This window comes from Litorilituus lipolyticus (genome assembly GCF_006439335.1).
Lineage (GTDB): Bacteria > Pseudomonadota > Gammaproteobacteria > Enterobacterales > Alteromonadaceae > Colwellia > Colwellia lipolytica.
The window spans coordinates 108,898-128,028 of the sequence record NZ_SAWY01000036.1 but is presented as its reverse complement, the minus strand read 5'-3'; the positions used below and the strand labels follow the sequence as shown (position 1 = coordinate 128,028).

The following is a 19,131-nucleotide window of genomic DNA, read 5'->3' as shown; positions in this document are numbered from 1 at the left end:
TCTTACTAAGGGCATACATAATAATTACTTAATCACCAATAAGCCTGCATCATGACTAACCCTTTATTACCTGAAAATATTAAAAAATCACATTTACCCGCTTTTTCTCAAATCAAACCAGAGCACGTAAAACCGGCCGTTGAAGAAGCTATTAAGCAATGCAAAGCAACAATCGCAGCATCGCTCGCTAACAATGAGAAATATACTTGGGCAAACTTAGTGATGCCACTGGATGATGCCGATGATGTGTTAGAAAAACTATGGTCACCTGTATCGCACATGAATTCTGTTATAAGCAATGATGAATTGCGTGAAGCCTATGAATCATGCTTACCGTTATTATCAGAATACGGCACCTTTGTAGGACAACACGAAGCACTGTACAAGGCCTACCAAGATATTCAAGGCAGTGATGAATTTGCTCAGTTATCAACTGCTCAACAAAAAGTTATCACTAATGCGCTACGAGACTTTAAACTGTCTGGCATTGCGTTAAATGATGACGACAAAAAACGCTATGGTGAAATTGTTAGTCGTTTATCTGAACTCAGCTCAAGTTTTAGTAACAATGTGTTAGATGCAACGCAAGCGTTTACCGTTAATATTGAAGACGAAAAAGAATTGGCAGGGTTGCCCGATAGTGCCTTAGCTGCAGCCAAGGCGCTAGCAACCAGTAAAGAGTTATCAGGATATAGCTTTACCTTAGATTACCCGAGTTATTTGCCTGTTATGATGTACTGCGATAATGCTGCATTACGTGAACAACTTTATACTGCCTTTGTTACTCGCGCTTCAGATCAAGGGCCTAATGCCGGTGAGTTTGATAATAGTGACATAATGAACGAGCTGCTTGGTTTAAAACATGAGTTAGCGCTATTACTTGATTTTAATAATTATGCTGAGCACTCATTAGCCACGAAAATGGCAAACTCCACCCAAGAAGTGATGAGTTTCCTTGAGGATCTCGCCGTTAAATCTCAACATCAAGGCGAACAAGACTTTAATGAGTTAACCCAATTTGCACAGGAAGAGTTTGGCCAATCAAATCTTCAAGCGTGGGATCTTGCTTACTATGGCGAAAAATTAAAGCAAAGTCGGTACGCCATTTCCGATGAACAATTACGTCCTTATTTCCCTAAAGACACCGTAGTAAAAGGCCTGTTTGAAGTGGTTCATCGCTTGTTTGGTTTAACGGTAAGTGAGCGAAAAGGCGTTGATGTTTGGCATAAAGACGTGAACTTTTATGACGTCTTCGACGCCAACAATAACTTGCGCGGCAGCTTTTACTTAGATTTATACGCTCGAGAGAAAAAGCGTGGTGGCGCATGGATGGATGATTGCGTAGGAAGACGTGAATTAGCTGATGGTAATATTCAATTTCCAGTAGCCTATTTAACCTGTAACTTTAATGGCCCTGTTGGCGATAAACCAGCCTTATTTACTCACGATGAAGTAGTCACTTTATTCCATGAGTTTGGTCATGGTATTCACCACATGTTAACGCAAATTAACGCCAGTAGCGTCGCCGGAATTAATGGCGTGCCATGGGATGCGGTTGAGTTACCAAGTCAATTTTTAGAAAACTGGTGTTGGCAACCCGAAGCCCTAGCCTTTATTTCTGGTCACTTTGAAACAGGCGAGCCGCTACCACAAGCGCTACTTGATAAAATGCTAGCGGCCAAAAACTTTCAATCAGCAATGCAAATGTTACGTCAGCTTGAATTTAGTATTTTCGATTTCATCATGCACGCCAGTTACAACCCTACTGCTGATAACAGTCTGCATATTCAACAGACATTAGACAAGGTTCGAGATAAATATGCCGTAATCAAAACACCTAGCTTTAATCGATTCCAACATGGCTTTGGTCATATTTTTGGTGGTGGCTATGCCGCTGGTTATTACAGTTATAAATGGGCAGAAGTGCTATCAGCTGATGCATTTAGCTTATTTGAACAACAAGGTATATTCGATGAAGCTACCGGCCAGTCTTTCTTACATAACATCTTAGAAAAGGGTGGCTCAGAAGAACCCAGTGAACTGTTTAAAGCATTTCGTGGTAGAGCCCCAAAAATTGATGCATTATTAACGCATAGTGGTATCAATGCCTAATAATCTAACTTAAGTTGAGTATCTTCATGAATAAAGTTTTCCTGCTAGCATTGGGGTTACTAAGCAGTTTTTCTCTTTTTGCGCAGGAAAAGCATCATGAAGATCCTACTAAAGTCATTACTCGCATCGGTGCAGGTTATACCGATAACCTAACAGTCTCAGGCTCTCTGGCACTCGATCAAGTGCGAAAGCTCAATGCCAGATCGAATATTACAGGGGATGAATGGCGATTAGGTGGCTCTTGGCTATTTAATTTCGGTATTGTGAACTTCTCATTTAGCCGCTCTGAATATGATGATGGCGGCCACAAAAAAACTTACTCAGTTGGCACCTTCCTGCCTCTTTCTGCCTTAGGTATAGATACAGGTAAATGGATGATATTCCCCATGGCTGGCTTTAGCCACACTAACGGTGAAATAGCCATTAATGATGATGAAATTATAAGCTTAAATGATGTGGTAATGGTACAAAACACTAGCAATGGTGGCTATTTAGGTGTTATGGCTTTAAGACCCATTGATGATAACTGGACCTTTATGACTTTTGGTGGAGGTGGGGCTGGATCTGGTGATTATCGCAATGTCTGGGGTGGAGCAGGTGCTAGCTATAAAATTAATGAGCAGCAATCCTTTAATGTTTTCGGCTTTGTTTCAGATGATGATTATGGCACCAATAACAAACTAGGAATTAGCTACACTTATGAATTCGATTAAACCTGAAAATTTTAGCGATTTATATGCTCGAGCAGCCAAACGTAAGGGCGGGGAACAAGCCTTAACCTTACTTATGGGTGAAAATATTGCTCAGGAGCACTTAAGCCAACTTTCTGATGATAGAATTTTAGCAGCATTTACTAAGCAAATCTTTAAATCAGGCTTTGTCTGGCGTGTTGTTGAGAATAAATGGCCTGACTTTGAAAGCACTTTTTTTAATTTTGATATTGAAAAAGTACTGATGATGCCAGAGGAAATGCTCGAAAGAAAAGCCAGTGATCCTAAAATCATACGTAACTTCAATAAAGTAAAAACCATTAAAGATAATGCGCAAATGATTTTTGATGTGCAAATAGAAGAAAAGCAAAGTTTTGCCCAGTTTATCGCAGACTGGCCAAGCACCAATATTATTGGTTTATGGTTATGGCTTAAAAAACACGGACAACGATTGGGTGGTAATACTGGACCATACGCCTTGCGATTATTAGGCAAAGATACTTTTATTTTAAGTTCAGATGTTGAAGCCTATTTGCGCGCGCAAAAAATTATTGATGGTGGCTTACACAGTAAGCGAAGTCTTGAAGCTATCCAAAACTACTTTAATCAATTACACGCAGATACGGGTTATAGTTATGCTCAACTTAGCCGCTTAATTGCTTTCGCCAACGGCGATAATTACGTTCAACTTGATGAAGTCTAATAGCTATTGCTAAATTTACTTACCTACTTAACTAAATGATTCAAGGCGTGAAATGACAATCAAACTATGGCATGCCCATAATACTCGTTCATTAAGACCACTATGGGCTCTAGAGGAGATGGCATTACACTATGAATTAGTGAACTTACCATTTCCGCCTAGATTTCATCAAAAAGAGTACAAAGATATTAATGTATTGGGGACTGTACCTTATCTAGTTGATGGAACATCACAGTTAACAGAGTCATCTGCAATGCTACTTTTTCTTGCTGAAAAATATGACAAACAATCACTACTTGTACCAAAAGAACACCCCGAATACGGCGATTTTCTTAATTGGCTATTTCATAGTGACGCAACATTAACTTTTCCATTATCTATTGTGCTGCGTTATGACCAATTTGAATCCCCTGAGCGCCTTCAACCACAGGTTGCTGAAGATTATAGGTTGTGGTTTCATGCACGGTTAAAACGTATTAATCATCACTTAGAAACCAACCTTTTTCTTTGTGCAAACCGCTTTACTATTGCCGACATTGCCATTACTTACGCTTTATATTTAGGTGAATTGCTTGGATTAACAAAGGATTACCAACCACAAACCTTAGCGTATTTACAACGTATGAAATTAAGGCCTGCATTTCAAAGAATTAAAAATATTGGCCAAGAACAATCTAAATATAAAATTGCTGAGGCCAAGACATACAATAGCTAAGTTATTTTTATAAAATAACTTAGCGTAAATAGGACAATTATGGGGTGTTTTGTAAATAATAATTGTATAGCTGCCCCTCATATTGTCCTAACCATGGCCCCCAATTACCATAAGCCCTCACACCACCAACCCCTTGTTGGACAAAATTTATCGCATGTTCAGCATACTTATTTTCTTTACTATGTAATGAATACCATATAGCGGCATCAACAAACGTCATGCTAGAGCCTGATGCAGATTGCGTTACCTCATAATCAATAACGCTACGGTAATAATTAAAATTTGAATAGGCAAAATTCCAATCTACGTAATTCTTAATAAGCGTTAACGTTACTTCCTGATTTGGAAATTCATTATAAATATCAATAAACGACTTCACTAAATAGCCTTGTTGGAAAACAGCTGCTTTAGGGTTTTCTCTATCTAGTCTACCAATAGATATATTATGTGGAGCAAGTAAGTACTTACTATGTATATTTGCTGTATAACCATTCAATAAATTACCTAAGCTAGAATCACCTGTCACTCGGTATGCCGCAAGGGCAATATTTACCGCTTGTCCTTCTCCTCTATTTGAGCGATCTGGCCAAGGATCAAGTTCTTGCAAATACACTTGCTTAAATTGAGCCATAAACTCAAACCAATCTTTCAACCATTTGTTACCTGACATTAAATAAGCTTGCTCGATATGATAAAACCAAGCATGTTGATCGTCTCTTGGGTTAGCAACTTGTTGGCTACCCTCAATATAATCTCGCATCAACGTAGAGGATTGATTATTAACAAACTTTCTCCAAGTATCACCACCATAAGGGTTAGTTGAAGGTTTGAGTTGTTCAAAATGTTCTTGATGTGTATAACCTGCAAGCCATTGCGGTCTTATGTTTATTTCAGCTTTTGCCATGTCTTGGGCGAAGTAATAATCCTTCGGATTGCCTGAAGCAAAAAACTGTCGGTTAGAGTATGCCCAGCCTCCACCGTTGCCTGTTCGTATTTTTCGATAAAGGTCTATTGCAAAATTATCTTGCCCAAATTTTGCTGCACCAAAAAATATTTCAGTAAAGTCAGCATTTTGATATTGCGGAAGTCGGCTCAATTCAGTGGGTATATCGCTTAAAGGAAAATACCCTCCCAAATTTAAGGTCGCTTTAGCATGTTGATAATAGTGCTGAGGTAGTACAGCTACAGGAGGATGTTGAAAGTTTTTTGCTATTGATTCTAATGACGCTATTTCATTGCCCTTTGAAAAATCAAACATGATTTCTTTATAACTGTGCTTCATATCATCAAGCCAATAATAGTTGCCTGCAATATAGTCACTATGTAAAAATTGTTTTGACCAGCTTGGCCAAAGTTCAATATGAAGCTTTCCTTGCGCCGTAGTTTTCAGGCCATTAGGAAATGTCTGCCAAAAATTTCTGAAAAACACATTGGCATTTTCACCGGCAATAAAGCCAGCAGCGCCTGACTCAATTTCTTGCTTACTTATTTGTTGGGCAATTTTTTCAGCATCACTTACCGAACCTGCGTTATCAAGTACTAATTCATGGCTTTTGAAATATAGCGGTGCGGAATAAATAGTGTTAATAGCAGAGTTTTGTAATTGAAAATCAACCTTAACTAAAGGCGAGTTAGCATAGACATATAGCCTTAGTGCCCAGCCATGTTTTATTGATGTTGGACTATTATAACGAGTTAATGATGATACTTTCACCACGGTACGTTGAAAACCAACTTCCTCAAGTTCTATCTGAATATTTTCATGATTAAATGAACTATCAAGTTCACCTTGTTCGTTGAAAAAATTAGAACTCAACTTACCGGCAGGTGTTGATATAGTAAAAGGCGCTTTCTCAAGGGTGATAGCCACTAAGCCATTATCTATGTTAACGGCTCTGTCATCTTCGGTTATACATACCGCATTGGTGGGTGTAACATTCTCAGCGCCAGCATATAAAAAGAGCTTTTGACTACCTGAACCTGATTGAGCAAGCTGATAGGCAGCTACATTTACATTAAAGTGGGCTTGCACATGTCTTAAGGATTTATCTTTTGACCACCAACGATTTAGCACATTAAATTGCGCAGGAATAACCTCTCCTTGTGCATTTTTTATATGAAAATCACTACCATAAAAATATTGCCCATAAGGCAAAGGAAAAACCATCGAAATAGGGTAGTTAGTCACCCCAAAACCAGAAGTTTCCTTAACAACAAACTCTGTTAACAAGGTTTCTTGAGGAGTACTTTCAGGATCGCTCGCTGGGTACTCTGCATCAAAACTATGCTCACTTACAGTAGCTTGATTAGCACAAAATTCTGGTTCTGGATCGGGTACAATAACTGGTGGTGTTGGCGGAACAACGACAGGTGGGTCTTGAATAGGCAGTTCCTTCGCCTGCTCACTAGAACTATCGCCACAGGCTGTTAACAAAAAAACAGCAAGGCTAAATATAATTGTAGTTAATTGCTTCATTTCTTCCTTCCTTTCGCTCAGAAAGATATTTCTGAGTTCCTTTACGCCTACCTGAACAAATAACTACTTAATATTTTTCTTCACAGTCTCTGCTTATTCTGCACGACCGTATCTATCTTCAAAGCGGACGATATCATCTTCGCCTAAATAGCTACCTGATTGTACCTCAATCATTTCTAAAGGAAGCTTGCCTGGGTTTTCTAATGCATGTACAGCACCTATTGGTATATAGGCTGATTGGTTCTCACTTAATAAGACCGTTTTTTCATCAATGGTCACTTTTGCAGTACCAGATACAACAATCCAATGCTCAGCTCTGTGGTGGTGCATTTGTACAGAGAGTTTAGCACCAGATTTAACTGTGATACGTTTTACCTGAAAGCGCTCGCCCATATCAATACTGTCGTACTTACCCCATGGGCGATAGACTTCTCTATGCAGTGATGCTTCTGAGCGATTTTCCACTTTAAGTTGCGCAACGATATTTTTAACGTCTTGCACTTTATCTTTATCGGCAACTAACACTGCATCGGGCGTATCAATAACTACTAGGTTCTCAACACCTAGTGTAGCCACCAACTTATGTTGGCTATGAATATAACTACTCGAGGTTTGCTGAGCTATAACATCACCTTTAAGTACATTACTGTTTTCATCTTGATCGCAAACATCCCAAAGCGCAGAATATGAACCCACATCGCTCCAGCCAGCATCAAGTGGTATCACTACTGCTGAATCAGTTTTCTCCATTACAGCATAGTCAATAGATTCATTAGCACAAGATAAAAAGTCTGACTTGTTTGGTCGCACAAAGTCTAAATCTTGTTGAGTGTTTTTCATCGATTTTTGGCAACTCTCTAAAATATCTGGACGATATTTTTGTAATTCTTCTAAGTAGCGCTGTGCTTTAAATAAAAACATTCCGCTATTCCATAAGTATTCACCTGATGAAAGGTACTCATTTGCTACTTGTTGATTAGGTTTTTCAACAAACTGTGCTACCGAAAAAGCGCCTTGCTGCTGCTCTGAGCCTTTTTTAATGTAACCATAGCCTGTTTCTGCGTGGGTAGGGACTATACCAAATGTCACTAATTTACCTTGCTGTGCAGCAATACTTGCTTGTTCAATAGCAACATGAAAAGCCTGCTCATCTTTAATAACATGATCTGCCGCTAAAACTAACAACAAAGCATCATCATCTTTTGCTAAGGCGTCAATGGCCGCCAAAGCGATAGCTGGTGCTGTATTTCTACCTTCGGGCTCTAATAAAATAGAATGATTTTTGTAGCCAAGTTGCCTTACTTGTTCAGCTAATAAAAAGCGATGCTCTTCATTACAAATGAAAACAGGTTCATTTTTCAATTCAGGCAGTCGAACTAAAGTATCCTGCAGCATACTGGTCTTATTTACTAATGGTAAGAACTGCTTTGGAAATAAGGCTCGAGAAAGAGGCCAAAGGCGTGTACCACTGCCTCCGCACATAATCGCAGGAAAGATAGTTGCTAGGCTCATGTAGATTCCATTAATGAGTTTAATTAGAGTAAAGTTCAATAGCTTTATGATAAGCCATGGCATAGTGGATTGAAATAACTAAACAGTATTTATCTATTCCTAATGACTCAGCCAGTTTAATTAAGCTATGTAGAACATTAAAAATGCTTTAATTAATCTTTTTGCCTTCCATGGTAACTCGGTATTTTCGCCATGTGTCCTTACTAAACCTAGAGACAACATTTTTTAATCGCTGACCAAGAAGCAACTTAGCTAGCTCTTCAAGATGATATTTTATTTTATAGCGGGTAATAATACGTTGAAAAATTGCAGCTTCTTTTGGGCGGTTTTGCTGCTTAGCAAGTACCAAAAGATCTTCTATAACAGGTAAGCCTGAAATACCATTAATAGTCATACCCTTTAACAAATTTATGTCTTCAATTGCAGCTAAGCGCTCACAGGTCATGTTCAATAAATGTAAACTTGCCCGTGTTCTTATGCATTTAGAGCATTGCCCACAATTATGATCAATTCTCGACCAACACACTTGTAAGTTATTTAATAAATCGGGAAAATTTGCCAAATATTTCAGCTTATCAGAGCGTGACACTTCAATACCGTCATGTACGAGTTTTCTATGCTCAATCCCCCATAGAGGATCAGTTAAAGGATGACAGCTCCAAGGATAAACATTATCAATTGTTAATCCTGTTGGTATGTATACCTTTGAAAAACCTAAAGTAACACCAGCGCCAGCAAGGATGAGTCCATGCACAAAAAATTTACTTATTTTTCTTTGCTCACTAAATTGTCGAAAGTTATTTTCAATATCAACAAAAGAAACTGACATTTTATCTGCAAGTGATTGATTGTTACTCACTACATTCTGCCATTGAGGTTTGTTCTCTAAAACATCAAAGCCCGAAAGCGTAATTAAATGCGTAACCTCATTAATATGTTTAGAAAAACTATAAGCACCATCCACGCCGCCAGAATAAAAACAACCAACAAACTGATTACTGCTACTGGCTATTCGTTTGCCGCCCGTTATTTCAACCTTATGTAAATCTGTGTTCCAAAAACAGTAAATATCTTGTAGCTTATCGAGTCGTTCTATTAACAGAGGTGATACTGGAATATCATCACTTAACTCTAGGGGTAAATTACTGACCATCGCCTCTAGCAAAGCAATGGCGATAAAGGCCTCACCTCTTGCCTCAAGTTGAATGGTATTAGGAAAATCCAGATATAAAAGCTCATTATCAACAACCGCTGATAATCTCTGTCTGTTATTGATATGTTGTAATGACAATTGTGTAATTGTGACAGACAGTCTAAGCATATATCACTCCCTTAACTCAATAATAAAACTACCGTTATAATTAATCAGTTTCATATTTCCAACAGTAAACTGAGTATAGTTTAGTACTCATATTTTTTCTTATCCTTACGAATTTGCTCTTTTGAAAGCAAGGGTAATTGTGGTGCCCTGGGTAATGAGGCCTCTGCCCTATTAGTAAAGAAAAGATTATCTTCCTTTGTAAACCCTAAAATTTGACCGATTACTATGTTGTTCACTACGCGTAGAGTTTTAGGGCTATCACGTAACGAAATTAATCGGGCTTTTGCTTTATCTGAGATGAAAACATTGTTTTCTATGATGATAGAGCCTGTCGAATGTTTAACACCTTCAACTCCCCAGCTTAATAAATCATGATTCTCGCTATAAATTCCTTCAACTAATAAGTTATCTCGTAACACAAAGACACCACCATTAGGTACATCAACTAATCGGCTATCTCGACTTTGACTGGCTGCAATTGTCGAGTTTACTATCTCAGTGTGAGATGAACGTGACTTAATTTCATGCCCAGCATTACGGTTATTCAAAAAGTAAGAGTTATTGATAAATAATCGTGTACGCTCCAAGGTATAAATACCATGGTAAAACGCTCCATCTCCTAAATGTTCGAATCGACTCTGTTCTATTCGAATATCCCCCCCTTTTGGCGAACCCAGTAAGCCACCTTGTGCATGATGAAAGTAAACATTGTTTAAGGTAAGTCCCTTGCCTTCTAAACGAACACAAACACCATTATTATCAGGCACATAAATAGAGTGACACTCAAGCCCTTCAATATAGGTATTATCGCCTTTAATAACGATCGCCCCTTTACCTTCAACAGTTTTACCAAAAAGAACCGCTCCTTTCTCGGCAATGATAGAAACATTGCTCGCCTTTAAAATGGCCGCTTGTTGATAAAAACCAGTACTTAATCGAATGAAGTCGCCATCTTGAGCAAGCTCAAAAGCCGACTTCAAGTCAACCATAGGCTCATTGTTTAGGAATACTTGTCCCGCGGTAATAGTCTTAGGAAGGTAGGCTGTGGATGAATCAATGGCATAGTTTTGCTTATGAGTATTAGCGAAATGTTGCTGTAAGGTCTGCCAATGTAATTGCTCGCCAAACAAACGGTTACCGACATAAACAATACATGCAATAGCCAAAACAACAACGGTACCTTTTTTTATTAACGGTATAGCGGCACGATTTACCTTGATAGATTTAATGGATTCAAGCCAAAAGTAGCCCAATATAAACACCCATTGCACAAGGAAAATACCTATTGACCACCTGATCATTAATGCACTGGTTACAATTTTATCTTCTCTACTTCCAGCTAATATAAAATCAAAAGCAGAAAAAACGTGGCCATATTTAATAATGACTGTTTCAAAAACATATTGTGCTAAAAACCATGATAAACCAGCAAATAAGCAAGTGACTATAATGGCTTGAATAACACTCCCTTTTTTAATTTGGATGATTGAATAGACAGTACTCACTGTTAACAGCATCAGCGCTACAACAAATAACAAAGGGCTCGCAATAAGTTCAGTAAGGTTATCGGTCACTGCAAAAGTAAACACAACTAAATAAGCAAGGATAATCAGGGCAAAACTAACACATGTGGCTTTGAGTTTACTGGCTGCTGAGAGCTTGCTATGGCTAATCAATAGCCATAGGGTTAAAGGTGTCTGAATAAGGGTAACTAAAAAGATAAAGCGAAATGAAAATTCTAGATAACGCGCTGCAATAGCTATATTAGTCAAGCTAAATACTTTTACTAACACCATGCCAAAGTGCTCTGATGTTTGGTGTTTATAAAGTAGTTGTGGCAACTTAGCTGAACCAACAATATCTTCAATACTTTCAAACGTTACTGCAAGAGATAATGCAACAAAACAACAGAATAGCAGGGCAAAATGTAATATTAACATCTGACTCACTTTTACTGTGTCTATTTCGGTTAAGTATCTAACAATCAATGCACTACTTGTTGCAAATATAATCAAGAAAATAAAAAAGAAAAATACATCAGTAAGGGATCCCTGATGTCTAAATAATTCGACAACATTAGTTGGTAACGCAGACAATGAAAAGAGTGTGTTAATGCCAAGATATAGCAAAAAGAATACACCACTAAAAATAATAATTTGTTTTAACCTAGTAGGCTGCATATTTATGTTAAGACTTACTTGCTTCTTAGTATTCAATGCTACCGAATTATCAGCGACAGCCTCTTGGTGCGAAGCTAAAAAATCACCTAAATTTCGCACTAGCCTATAGGCTAGATAAACTAGTAGAACATCGGCAAAGTCTGTTGTTTTACTGGGCATGAAAAGCTGGGCCAACTCAATTGTTAGTACTAAAGCGCCCAATAATAGTGCTACCTTTTTCACCGGCCACATAAGCTCAAAGGCTAACCAAATAACCGCAGAAAACAAAAACAGTTTAAATAGCACACCCTGGACAGCAACAGCCAAATGACCTGATAAATAGCCATGAAAAGGAATAAACAACTCAAGAGTGATATTTTTATCACCAAAACTTGCCATTGAAGAAGTTAAGAAACAAGCTAGCACCACAGAAAGAAGTAACTTTGTGAAGCTCTCACCTTGTAGAGTAAGAAAAGAAGCAAGCATTATCGCAATTAAAGGTGCTATAAGATCAACATAGCTTAACGAAACACCATAAACTAGGATTTTTGCGACTATCATGAACAACCACACTTGAGCCGCTCTTTTTACAGGTACATAATCACATTGAAATGAAAAAAGCCTAATCGTCAACAACCATAAAACACTGGAAAATATTATTGGCCAAACAACATCTACACCGGGCCATAATAATAGGGGCTTAATACTATCTTTAATGGCCTGAAAGTCGATTGAAGGCACAAAAGGTACTAGCTCTGACAAGATATAAAGTAGCCCAATTGCTATGGGTAAATGCTGTAGTTTTAATGTCGGAAGTTGATTCGGTAACCTCAATATAAAGACAGCATAATAACCAACAACAAAGCCTGCTAAATTAAAGATAACATCAACAATATTTTGATCACGCGTAGGTAATGCAATTTGCAGCAACTGCAAAATTATCGCAAAAAACGCCACTTTCAATAATAACCGACTATTCAATAGTGGTTGGCTTATATAGTTATTCATTAACCCATAAAACAACCCTAAAGGAGCAAATAGCGCTATATTTGCCACGGTATCTCCTAAACTTGTCAACTTAAAGCGCAATATATGATGATAGTTTTGGTTAAACTCTATAAGCGAAAAATCAAAAGGAAAAAGGGAACCGTAGGCTATAAGTAGATAAAGTAAGGTAATGAAAAAGCGCATCATATTTCCATAATAATCGAACGAGTGTTAACATTTCCTTCACACCCTATTATTAAGCTAATATGCCAGTTATAAAGCATATCAACAAGTTTAGAACCTAATAGAAATAATTTAATGACAACTCAAATTCACATTATCAAGAAGAAACTCATGGCTCAGTTTTCAACACCTGATTACTGTTTATGTAGCCATGATCATTTTGTTTTTAGTTATCACTATCAAAGTAAAAAATTACAAAAAATTTGTAAAATCCCTCCTCACAATAATAGTGTACTTGGTCGTTTGAAAGACTATCTCAAGCGTAGCTTTATTGCCAGAGCATTGTCCAACTCTCTTGGTTTAGGTCACGTGGTACAACTTAATAATGGCACTATTATCATTATCTACGACAAAATTTATCGTTATACCGCTCAAAGTAATGCAGGCGTTGCCGAAAGTGTCTACGACATTAAAACCCATAAAATAGCGCCACCTTTACGTAACGGTATTGCTATACATCCTGTTTCCAACAATGTTTATTTTGGTGAATACATTAATGGTATAACCCGAGCTGTTCGCATAATACGTATTAGTGAAAATGGTCAAAAAACCGAGGTTTGTCATACTTTTGAAGTTAATGAAATAAAGCATGTACACGGAATTTACTGGGATAAATACCGAGAACGACTCTGGATTACTACAGGTGATAGTGATAGTGAATCTAGCTTTTATTACACCGATGATGAATTTAAAACGCTACATCGTTTTAATGGGGGCGATCAAAGCTGGCGAGCAGTCTCTTTAGGAATAACGAAAAACCATTTAGTTTGGGGTATGGATGCGGGCAAAGATGCGCCCAAAGAAGCGATAAACCATATCTATAGACTCGATTTAACTTCAGGCGAACGTCAGCAAATAGCCACTATTGGCAACCCTGCCTATCACATGGCACAAACTCAATCAGGTGCTATGGTATTAGGTGTCACTTACGAGCCTGGTAGAAAACAAGACACCTTAGAACAAGCGAGTCTTTATTTCAGCGAAACGGGTGAAACTTGGCATCAATTGCTTACCTTACCTTATCAAGCACAGCACTTAACAGGCAGAAGTCAATACGCCTATATTTTTCCACCATCAGGTATAATTCCTGATGATCAGCTACTATTCACGCCAATTAACATAATGCATTACGACGCAAAAGCATTGTTATTAAAAATAAGTTATTAGCCTTCGTAGTTTTTTGCGCGACTCGGTTTTATCATTTTTACCAGCAGCGGAAAAAAGCTGAACATTCCCACGAAAAAGTTAACTATCAACACAACTAAGGGCTTAAACTTGTGTTTTCGCTGCTCAGTGATAAAACCTATGCTCCATGTACTAAAAGCAACTAATAACAAGATAAAAATGCTGGTGCTTATCGCCTCAGTTTCAAGTTGCCAATTATGTTCAACAGTTTTCATAACAGGCGCATGAATCAAATAAAGTGTAAAAGTATAAGAAGCAAGTAAAACTATGGGCTTTTTGAATTTCACTATCCAAGTTAAGTTCACATAGTTAGCCGCATACAAATGACCTAACACAAAAAAACAAACAACATAGTCACTTAAATATTTTTTAGCGCTACCTAAAGATAATGAAGCAAATGGCCATATCTGTTGACCAAGTTCAATTAAATATTTATCCGTTCCTGTATGTTTAAACACTAGATAGCCAAATATACTACCGAAAAATAATATATTTGCCATCAGCTGGCTTAAAGGCCAGCGTTGGTGGTTTCTATATAGCCAAACGCCCATTAACCACAAAGGAAATAACAGCCATAACTTATAGCCGACAAATAAAAAGAGTATTGAAAAAACAATTACCCGTTTAACACCTGAGTAAAAATATAACGCAGCAAATAACACGTAATACCACACCTCATACCCTAAGGACCAGTATGGCGGTACTGTAAATGGCTGCTCAGATATCGTCCAAACTTCTCCAAGAAAGCTCAAATGAAATGGAATGTATATATAGAGTTTTTCATATTGGTATAAGCCCGTATAATTATCTGGATTAAACTGTATGCCGATTAAATCTACGGCGACTGTTAATAATAAAATAGGTAGGGCTACAGAATAAATACGGGTAGCACGTGCTACAACATACGTCTTCAAGGTATCTTGCTTTTGTTCACAGGTATATGAAATTACATAACCTGAAAGCAAGAAAAACAAAATAACAGCATCTCTGCCATTGTATGGCAACCAACGAATCCAATCACCTGTTGCTATATCAAAATGAATTAAGTGTGCTAACACAACTACCACTGCAGCTATAAACCGACATAAATCCAAATAAATTGATAACTCTTGAGACATTTTAGAATTATTCATAAGTTTTCCTTAACTAATCATAAAAATGATCACTTCCATATCTAGTAAACAATTAATAGATCAAATTAATCTGTTTCTAATGTGTAACTACAGCTTGTACAACTTTCTCAATCTGACTTAGTTTAAGCCCTTGCAATGGCAGCTCAAGCAAACCGGAACAATATGAACCATCGTATACTTTAGAGCCTGTGCCATAAACAAATTTTGTTTTTATGCCTTGTTTTATTAATTGTTCAGCAAGTTGTTTTGGTGGTGTCACTTGGCTTTGAATAATTAAGCGGGTTAGGTATAAATCATCACGATCAACCTGAACCAATAACACACCTTCACAGCTTCTCAATGCTTGAGAATATTGAGCAATAATTTCTTTACTTTGTTGAATTCTAGACGACAAACTTGAAAATTGCGCGAGAGCTATATCTGCCTCCAAATTTGATATTTGCTTTATCTCTGAGTAGTAGTCATTGGGCTTATCCTTAAACAGTTTAGCGTGCAGTCTTTGCAGATAATAATCTAACTTTTTTGCCCAACCTTGCCATTTATAGGCGAATAAAAAGTGCAATAACTGAAATGCTCTTCCTGTATTTTTCGGTAACGTTTGCAAGTTAAACAATGGCAATAATTTTTTATTATTAATAAATAACACTCCGCCTGAGCCTCGAACACCAGTAACAATGGTTTTAGCTTGAGCAAAGCTTAACACGCCTACATCACCAAAAGAACCAAGCGGTTTATTGTTTATCTCTACCCCTGCAACTTGAGCGGCATCGTCAATTAAAAAAACACCTTTAGCCATTAGCATGGCTTCTGCTTGCGCTATATCTGCAGCTTTCGCATACATATGAGGCAAAATCACGGCGAGAGTATTGTTATTGAGGTTCTCTTCAAGCTTTGAAACATCAAGGTTTAAATCTTTTTTTACAGAAACAAAAATGGGCGTTAATCCACAAGACAAAATCACTTTAGGCACACTGTCACAGATATACTCAGGAATTATCACTTCACACTTTGTTGGTACTTTTTGTTGAAATACACCTAAAGCTAATGCCAAACCAGCCCTCGCAGAGTTTAATAGCATGACTGAAGATTCAGGATAAGCTTGTGCTAAATAGTGCTGTAGCTCATCGATTGCTTGCCCTTGACTCACCCTGGCACAAAGTAAGTTTTTAATAATGCCCAGCCATTCTTTTGTTCGCCAAACAGCTGTTTCAGGTTTGATAAACTTCATGATTTCATCGGGGCTAGCTTACGTTTAATTCGCTGATACAAGTTAAACAGATATGGAAAGGGATCACTCAAGCGCTGAATAGCCTTATATGATTGCGCGGGGGTAGGTTCGCTTTTATCAGCCCCATGTGCCAAAGCATTGGCATCCGCCACTTCATCTCGCCAAATAACCGAATGTTGTGCCAATGAAAAGTCGGGAATAGGTTCGTTTTTAGCATAACGATACAATTGCAATAATAGGTTGTGACCAGACAAGGTTGCTATTTCATGCTGATAATCAGTACGAGCGACTGTTGGTTCAATCATATAGTAACCTTTTCGCACATCATCATATTTAAACTCCATGCCGAGTAAACCTTGATATGCTATTTTGTTGGCAAAACTTGCGGTAATATCTGTTAATGCTTGATGGGCTTCTGGTGCATTAGTACAGCTCGCTGTTCCACCTATATTTAAAGGCCATGAGCGTATTTTTCGGCCGCAAAAACTACTGATTAATTCACTATTTTCATTAAAAATCGCTAAACAAAAATAAATATCGCTATCTTTACCGTGTAGCCACTCCTGTAACAGCATATCTGGCATTATTGGTTGTATTTTTTTATACAGCGCTGACACTTGCTCAAGACTTTCAACCTTGTAAGCTTTTTTAAATTGTTTTGAATAACCAGCATCTTGATAAAGAGGCTTAAAAACACAGGGAAAATTCAATTTTTCACCCGTATTAATATCCTCAATGCTTTGTATCGAGATTGCTTGAGGAATTGGCGCATTATACTGTTCAGCTAATGCTTGAAAATGCTGTTTAGCTTGTAATTGTGTTACTAACTGATGTGATGGCATCAATAAATGATAAAGGTGCTTTAATTTTTCTCTATGTAAACTTACTTGTTCAACAGACTTCTCTTCACTAATAAAAAGTATTGGAGGGTTGTCAAATAACTCACCTAGCTGTTTTAGTTCGTCAACAATTGCATCAGTTTTAGTACTACTGACTAGCTTTTTATAGCCAAATCGAGAATGAAAAACTGGCGAATTCTTATCATCAAGCAAAACCAAGCAGTGAGCATAAGGTGCTAAGGATCTTAAAATACCTAACGCATTTGCTGAGCCGCCAAGTATAACAACCTGAATATGCTTCACTTATTCAACCTCCACTCGACTAAACGGCCAACGATTTAATTTTTGCTGTGACACACCTAAATCACTTAGTACCGTTTGCAGCAAAGTAATGCCATCTTTTTGAACGTAAATAATCCAAAAACTATACGATGCTACGCCTAAAGCAACCTTAATCATTAATAACAACACAATGTTCACACCTAGTATGGGAAGCATAAACCACTCGAAGCTAAGCAAAATAAACGCCATGAAAAGACTAGCAAGTAATGGCGATAGCAGTTTTGCAAAATAACTCTTTATGGAAAGTTGAAAATGTTTTTTTGCTAAAAAAAGTAATACGCTCAACAGCAGCGGTGATACTATAGCAACGCCAAACGCCGCACCATTTATACCACTATGTAAAGCACCGAGTAATAAACTCAGAGGGATAACCACAGCACAAAATGAGGTATATTTGGCGGTAATGTTGGCTTTTCCTATAGAAATAAATGCTTGGGTAAGTAATGGATCAATTGATTTAAAAAAGCCACGAATACACATTAGTTGCAAAGGGATAATGGCTGTTAACCACTGCTCGCCAAGCAAAATAGGCACTAATTCATTTGCGGTTAACATCATGCCCGTCAACACGGGAAAACTTACCAAAGAAATGCCTGCGCTCAGTTTTAGCAAGGCATTATTTAGTCCTTGCATATCCTCTTGTAGCTTTGAGAATAGCGGGGAAGCAACTTGTATAATTAAACTAGTGATATGTGAAGTAGGCAAAGTAGCAATAGTTGCTGCCATACTATAGATACCCGTTTGTGCGCCACCCGCAACTCGTCCTAAAATCAATGTTGAGGCATTGGTATATAAATACCAAGTTAAACGGGAGTAAGTTACGGTTAAGCCAAACTTCATTAATGAAGCGGCTTGCCTAATACTGCCTGTGCGGCTAGGTCGCCATTGAGATAACCAAAGAATAGATATCGTCTTAAATAGTTCCCCTGCAAGGAAACCATACACTAAAGACCACGTTTTAAAGCCTGCTAGCGCCAAGGAAAGTGTAACCACACAAACCAAAATAATTGAGAAAAACTCAATACCAGCAATCACCTTAAACTTCATCTCTTTAACCAATAACGCATCAGGAACCGTTTTAATAGCACCAAAGAAAAAGCTTATGGCTAATACTTGAAGAAGTAATTCTATTTGTTCGTTTTCATAAAAGGCTGCTGCATAAGGTGCCGAAATATATGTAATAAAATACAGAATTGAGCAGGTTATCAACGCTATATAGAAAGCCCCTGATAACTGTGCTGAAGAAACCTCTTTACGCTGAATAATGGCACTTCCTAAACCAATTTCATTAAAGAAACCAACAAATCCAGCCACCACCATCGCCATGGCCATCAAGCCATAGTCTTCTGGCGCAAGAATACGCGCTAGTATTAAAGTGTTAGCAAAAGAAACCAGCTTTCCTAAGCTCTTACCCGCACCAAGTACCGCAATACCCTTAATCGTCTTACTACGTAAACTAGACATTC

At 37.8% G+C, this 19,131-nt stretch carries 13 protein-coding genes; 5 read left to right on the top strand and 8 right to left on the bottom strand.

Annotated features, from left to right (window positions below):
- Positions 1–51: 51 nt before the first annotated feature.
- From prlC to EPA86_RS14020, 4 genes are read left to right on the top strand one after another with little or no spacing between them, the layout of a single operon-like run.
- A complete protein-coding gene (gene prlC, locus EPA86_RS14035) occupies positions 52–2,112 on the top strand; it encodes an oligopeptidase A (RefSeq protein WP_140604675.1) in 2,061 nt (686 codons plus the stop codon).
- A gap of 26 nt (positions 2,113–2,138) precedes the next feature.
- Positions 2,139–2,825, top strand: coding sequence for a hypothetical protein (locus EPA86_RS14030; RefSeq protein ID WP_140604673.1), 687 nt, complete (start codon positions 2,139–2,141; stop codon positions 2,823–2,825).
- Complete coding sequence (locus EPA86_RS14025; RefSeq protein ID WP_211664941.1) at positions 2,812–3,525, top strand: DNA-3-methyladenine glycosylase I; 714 nt, start codon at positions 2,812–2,814, stop codon at positions 3,523–3,525. Before EPA86_RS14030 ends, EPA86_RS14025 begins: the two co-directional genes overlap by 14 nt.
- Positions 3,526–3,577: 52 nt before the next feature.
- On the top strand, positions 3,578–4,240 hold the full coding sequence (locus EPA86_RS14020; protein ID WP_140604671.1) for a glutathione S-transferase family protein: 663 nt from the start codon (positions 3,578–3,580) through the stop codon (positions 4,238–4,240).
- Between the two features lie 37 nt (positions 4,241–4,277).
- On the opposite strand, the gene EPA86_RS14015 is transcribed toward EPA86_RS14020, so the two are convergent.
- From EPA86_RS14015 to EPA86_RS14000, 4 genes are all read right to left on the bottom strand, one after another.
- Positions 4,278–6,716, bottom strand: a complete 2,439-nt coding sequence (locus EPA86_RS14015) for a hypothetical protein (protein ID WP_140604669.1) — start codon at positions 6,714–6,716, stop codon at positions 4,278–4,280.
- A gap of 93 nt (positions 6,717–6,809) precedes the next feature.
- Entirely contained in the window at positions 6,810–8,228 is a 1,419-nt protein-coding gene (locus EPA86_RS14010) for a mannose-1-phosphate guanylyltransferase/mannose-6-phosphate isomerase (RefSeq protein WP_140604667.1), read from the bottom strand.
- A 148-nt stretch (positions 8,229–8,376) separates the two neighbouring features.
- Positions 8,377–9,549: a hypothetical protein gene (locus EPA86_RS14005; RefSeq protein ID WP_140604665.1), complete on the bottom strand. Its 1,173-nt coding sequence runs from the start codon at positions 9,547–9,549 to the stop codon at positions 8,377–8,379.
- 80 nt (positions 9,550–9,629) lie between these two features.
- The gene (locus EPA86_RS14000) at positions 9,630–12,899 is read right to left on the bottom strand and encodes a right-handed parallel beta-helix repeat-containing protein (protein ID WP_170309666.1); all 3,270 of its coding nucleotides are present in this window, start codon (positions 12,897–12,899) and stop codon (positions 9,630–9,632) included.
- A gap of 150 nt (positions 12,900–13,049) precedes the next feature.
- On the opposite strand from EPA86_RS14000, the gene EPA86_RS13995 reads away from it, so the two are divergent.
- Positions 13,050–14,105 (top strand): hypothetical protein, encoded by a 1,056-nt coding sequence (locus EPA86_RS13995; protein ID WP_140604661.1) that lies wholly within the window; start codon positions 13,050–13,052, stop codon positions 14,103–14,105.
- Here EPA86_RS13995 and EPA86_RS13990 read toward each other — a convergent pair.
- The 4 genes from EPA86_RS13990 to EPA86_RS13975 form a co-directional block, all read right to left on the bottom strand.
- Positions 14,102–15,256: an acyltransferase family protein gene (locus EPA86_RS13990; RefSeq protein ID WP_140604659.1), complete on the bottom strand. Its 1,155-nt coding sequence runs from the start codon at positions 15,254–15,256 to the stop codon at positions 14,102–14,104. The genes EPA86_RS13995 and EPA86_RS13990 overlap by 4 nt on opposite strands.
- Before the next feature lie 76 nt (positions 15,257–15,332).
- Entirely contained in the window at positions 15,333–16,484 is a 1,152-nt protein-coding gene (locus EPA86_RS13985; protein WP_140604657.1) for a DegT/DnrJ/EryC1/StrS family aminotransferase, read from the bottom strand.
- Positions 16,481–17,626, bottom strand: a complete 1,146-nt coding sequence (locus EPA86_RS13980; protein WP_140604655.1) for a carboxylate--amine ligase — start codon at positions 17,624–17,626, stop codon at positions 16,481–16,483. Before EPA86_RS13980 ends, EPA86_RS13985 begins: the two co-directional genes overlap by 4 nt.
- Positions 17,627–19,129 (bottom strand): lipopolysaccharide biosynthesis protein, encoded by a 1,503-nt coding sequence (locus tag EPA86_RS13975; protein ID WP_140604653.1) that lies wholly within the window; start codon positions 19,127–19,129, stop codon positions 17,627–17,629.
- Positions 19,130–19,131 lie beyond the last annotated feature (2 nt).

Bases quoted from the DNA above. Each gene is read 5' to 3' on its own strand.
- EPA86_RS13975 (WP_140604653.1), bottom strand. From the start codon at position 19,129: ATGTCTAGTTTACGTAGTAAGACGATTAAGGGTATTGCGGTACTTGGT.
- EPA86_RS14010 (WP_140604667.1), bottom strand. From the start codon at position 8,228: ATGAGCCTAGCAACTATCTTTCCTGCGATTATGTGCGGAGGCAGTGGT.
- EPA86_RS13990 (WP_140604659.1), bottom strand. From the start codon at position 15,256: ATGAATAATTCTAAAATGTCTCAAGAGTTATCAATTTATTTGGATTTA.
- EPA86_RS13995 (WP_140604661.1), top strand. From the start codon at position 13,050: ATGGCTCAGTTTTCAACACCTGATTACTGTTTATGTAGCCATGATCAT.
- EPA86_RS14015 (WP_140604669.1), bottom strand. From the start codon at position 6,716: ATGAAGCAATTAACTACAATTATATTTAGCCTTGCTGTTTTTTTGTTA.
- EPA86_RS14030 (WP_140604673.1), top strand. From the start codon at position 2,139: ATGAATAAAGTTTTCCTGCTAGCATTGGGGTTACTAAGCAGTTTTTCT.
- EPA86_RS13985 (WP_140604657.1), bottom strand. From the start codon at position 16,484: ATGAAGTTTATCAAACCTGAAACAGCTGTTTGGCGAACAAAAGAATGG.
- prlC (WP_140604675.1), top strand. From the start codon at position 52: ATGACTAACCCTTTATTACCTGAAAATATTAAAAAATCACATTTACCC.
- EPA86_RS14020 (WP_140604671.1), top strand. From the start codon at position 3,578: ATGACAATCAAACTATGGCATGCCCATAATACTCGTTCATTAAGACCA.
- EPA86_RS14000 (WP_170309666.1), bottom strand. From the start codon at position 12,899: ATGCGCTTTTTCATTACCTTACTTTATCTACTTATAGCCTACGGTTCC.
- EPA86_RS14005 (WP_140604665.1), bottom strand. From the start codon at position 9,549: ATGCTTAGACTGTCTGTCACAATTACACAATTGTCATTACAACATATC.
- EPA86_RS14025 (WP_211664941.1), top strand. From the start codon at position 2,812: ATGAATTCGATTAAACCTGAAAATTTTAGCGATTTATATGCTCGAGCA.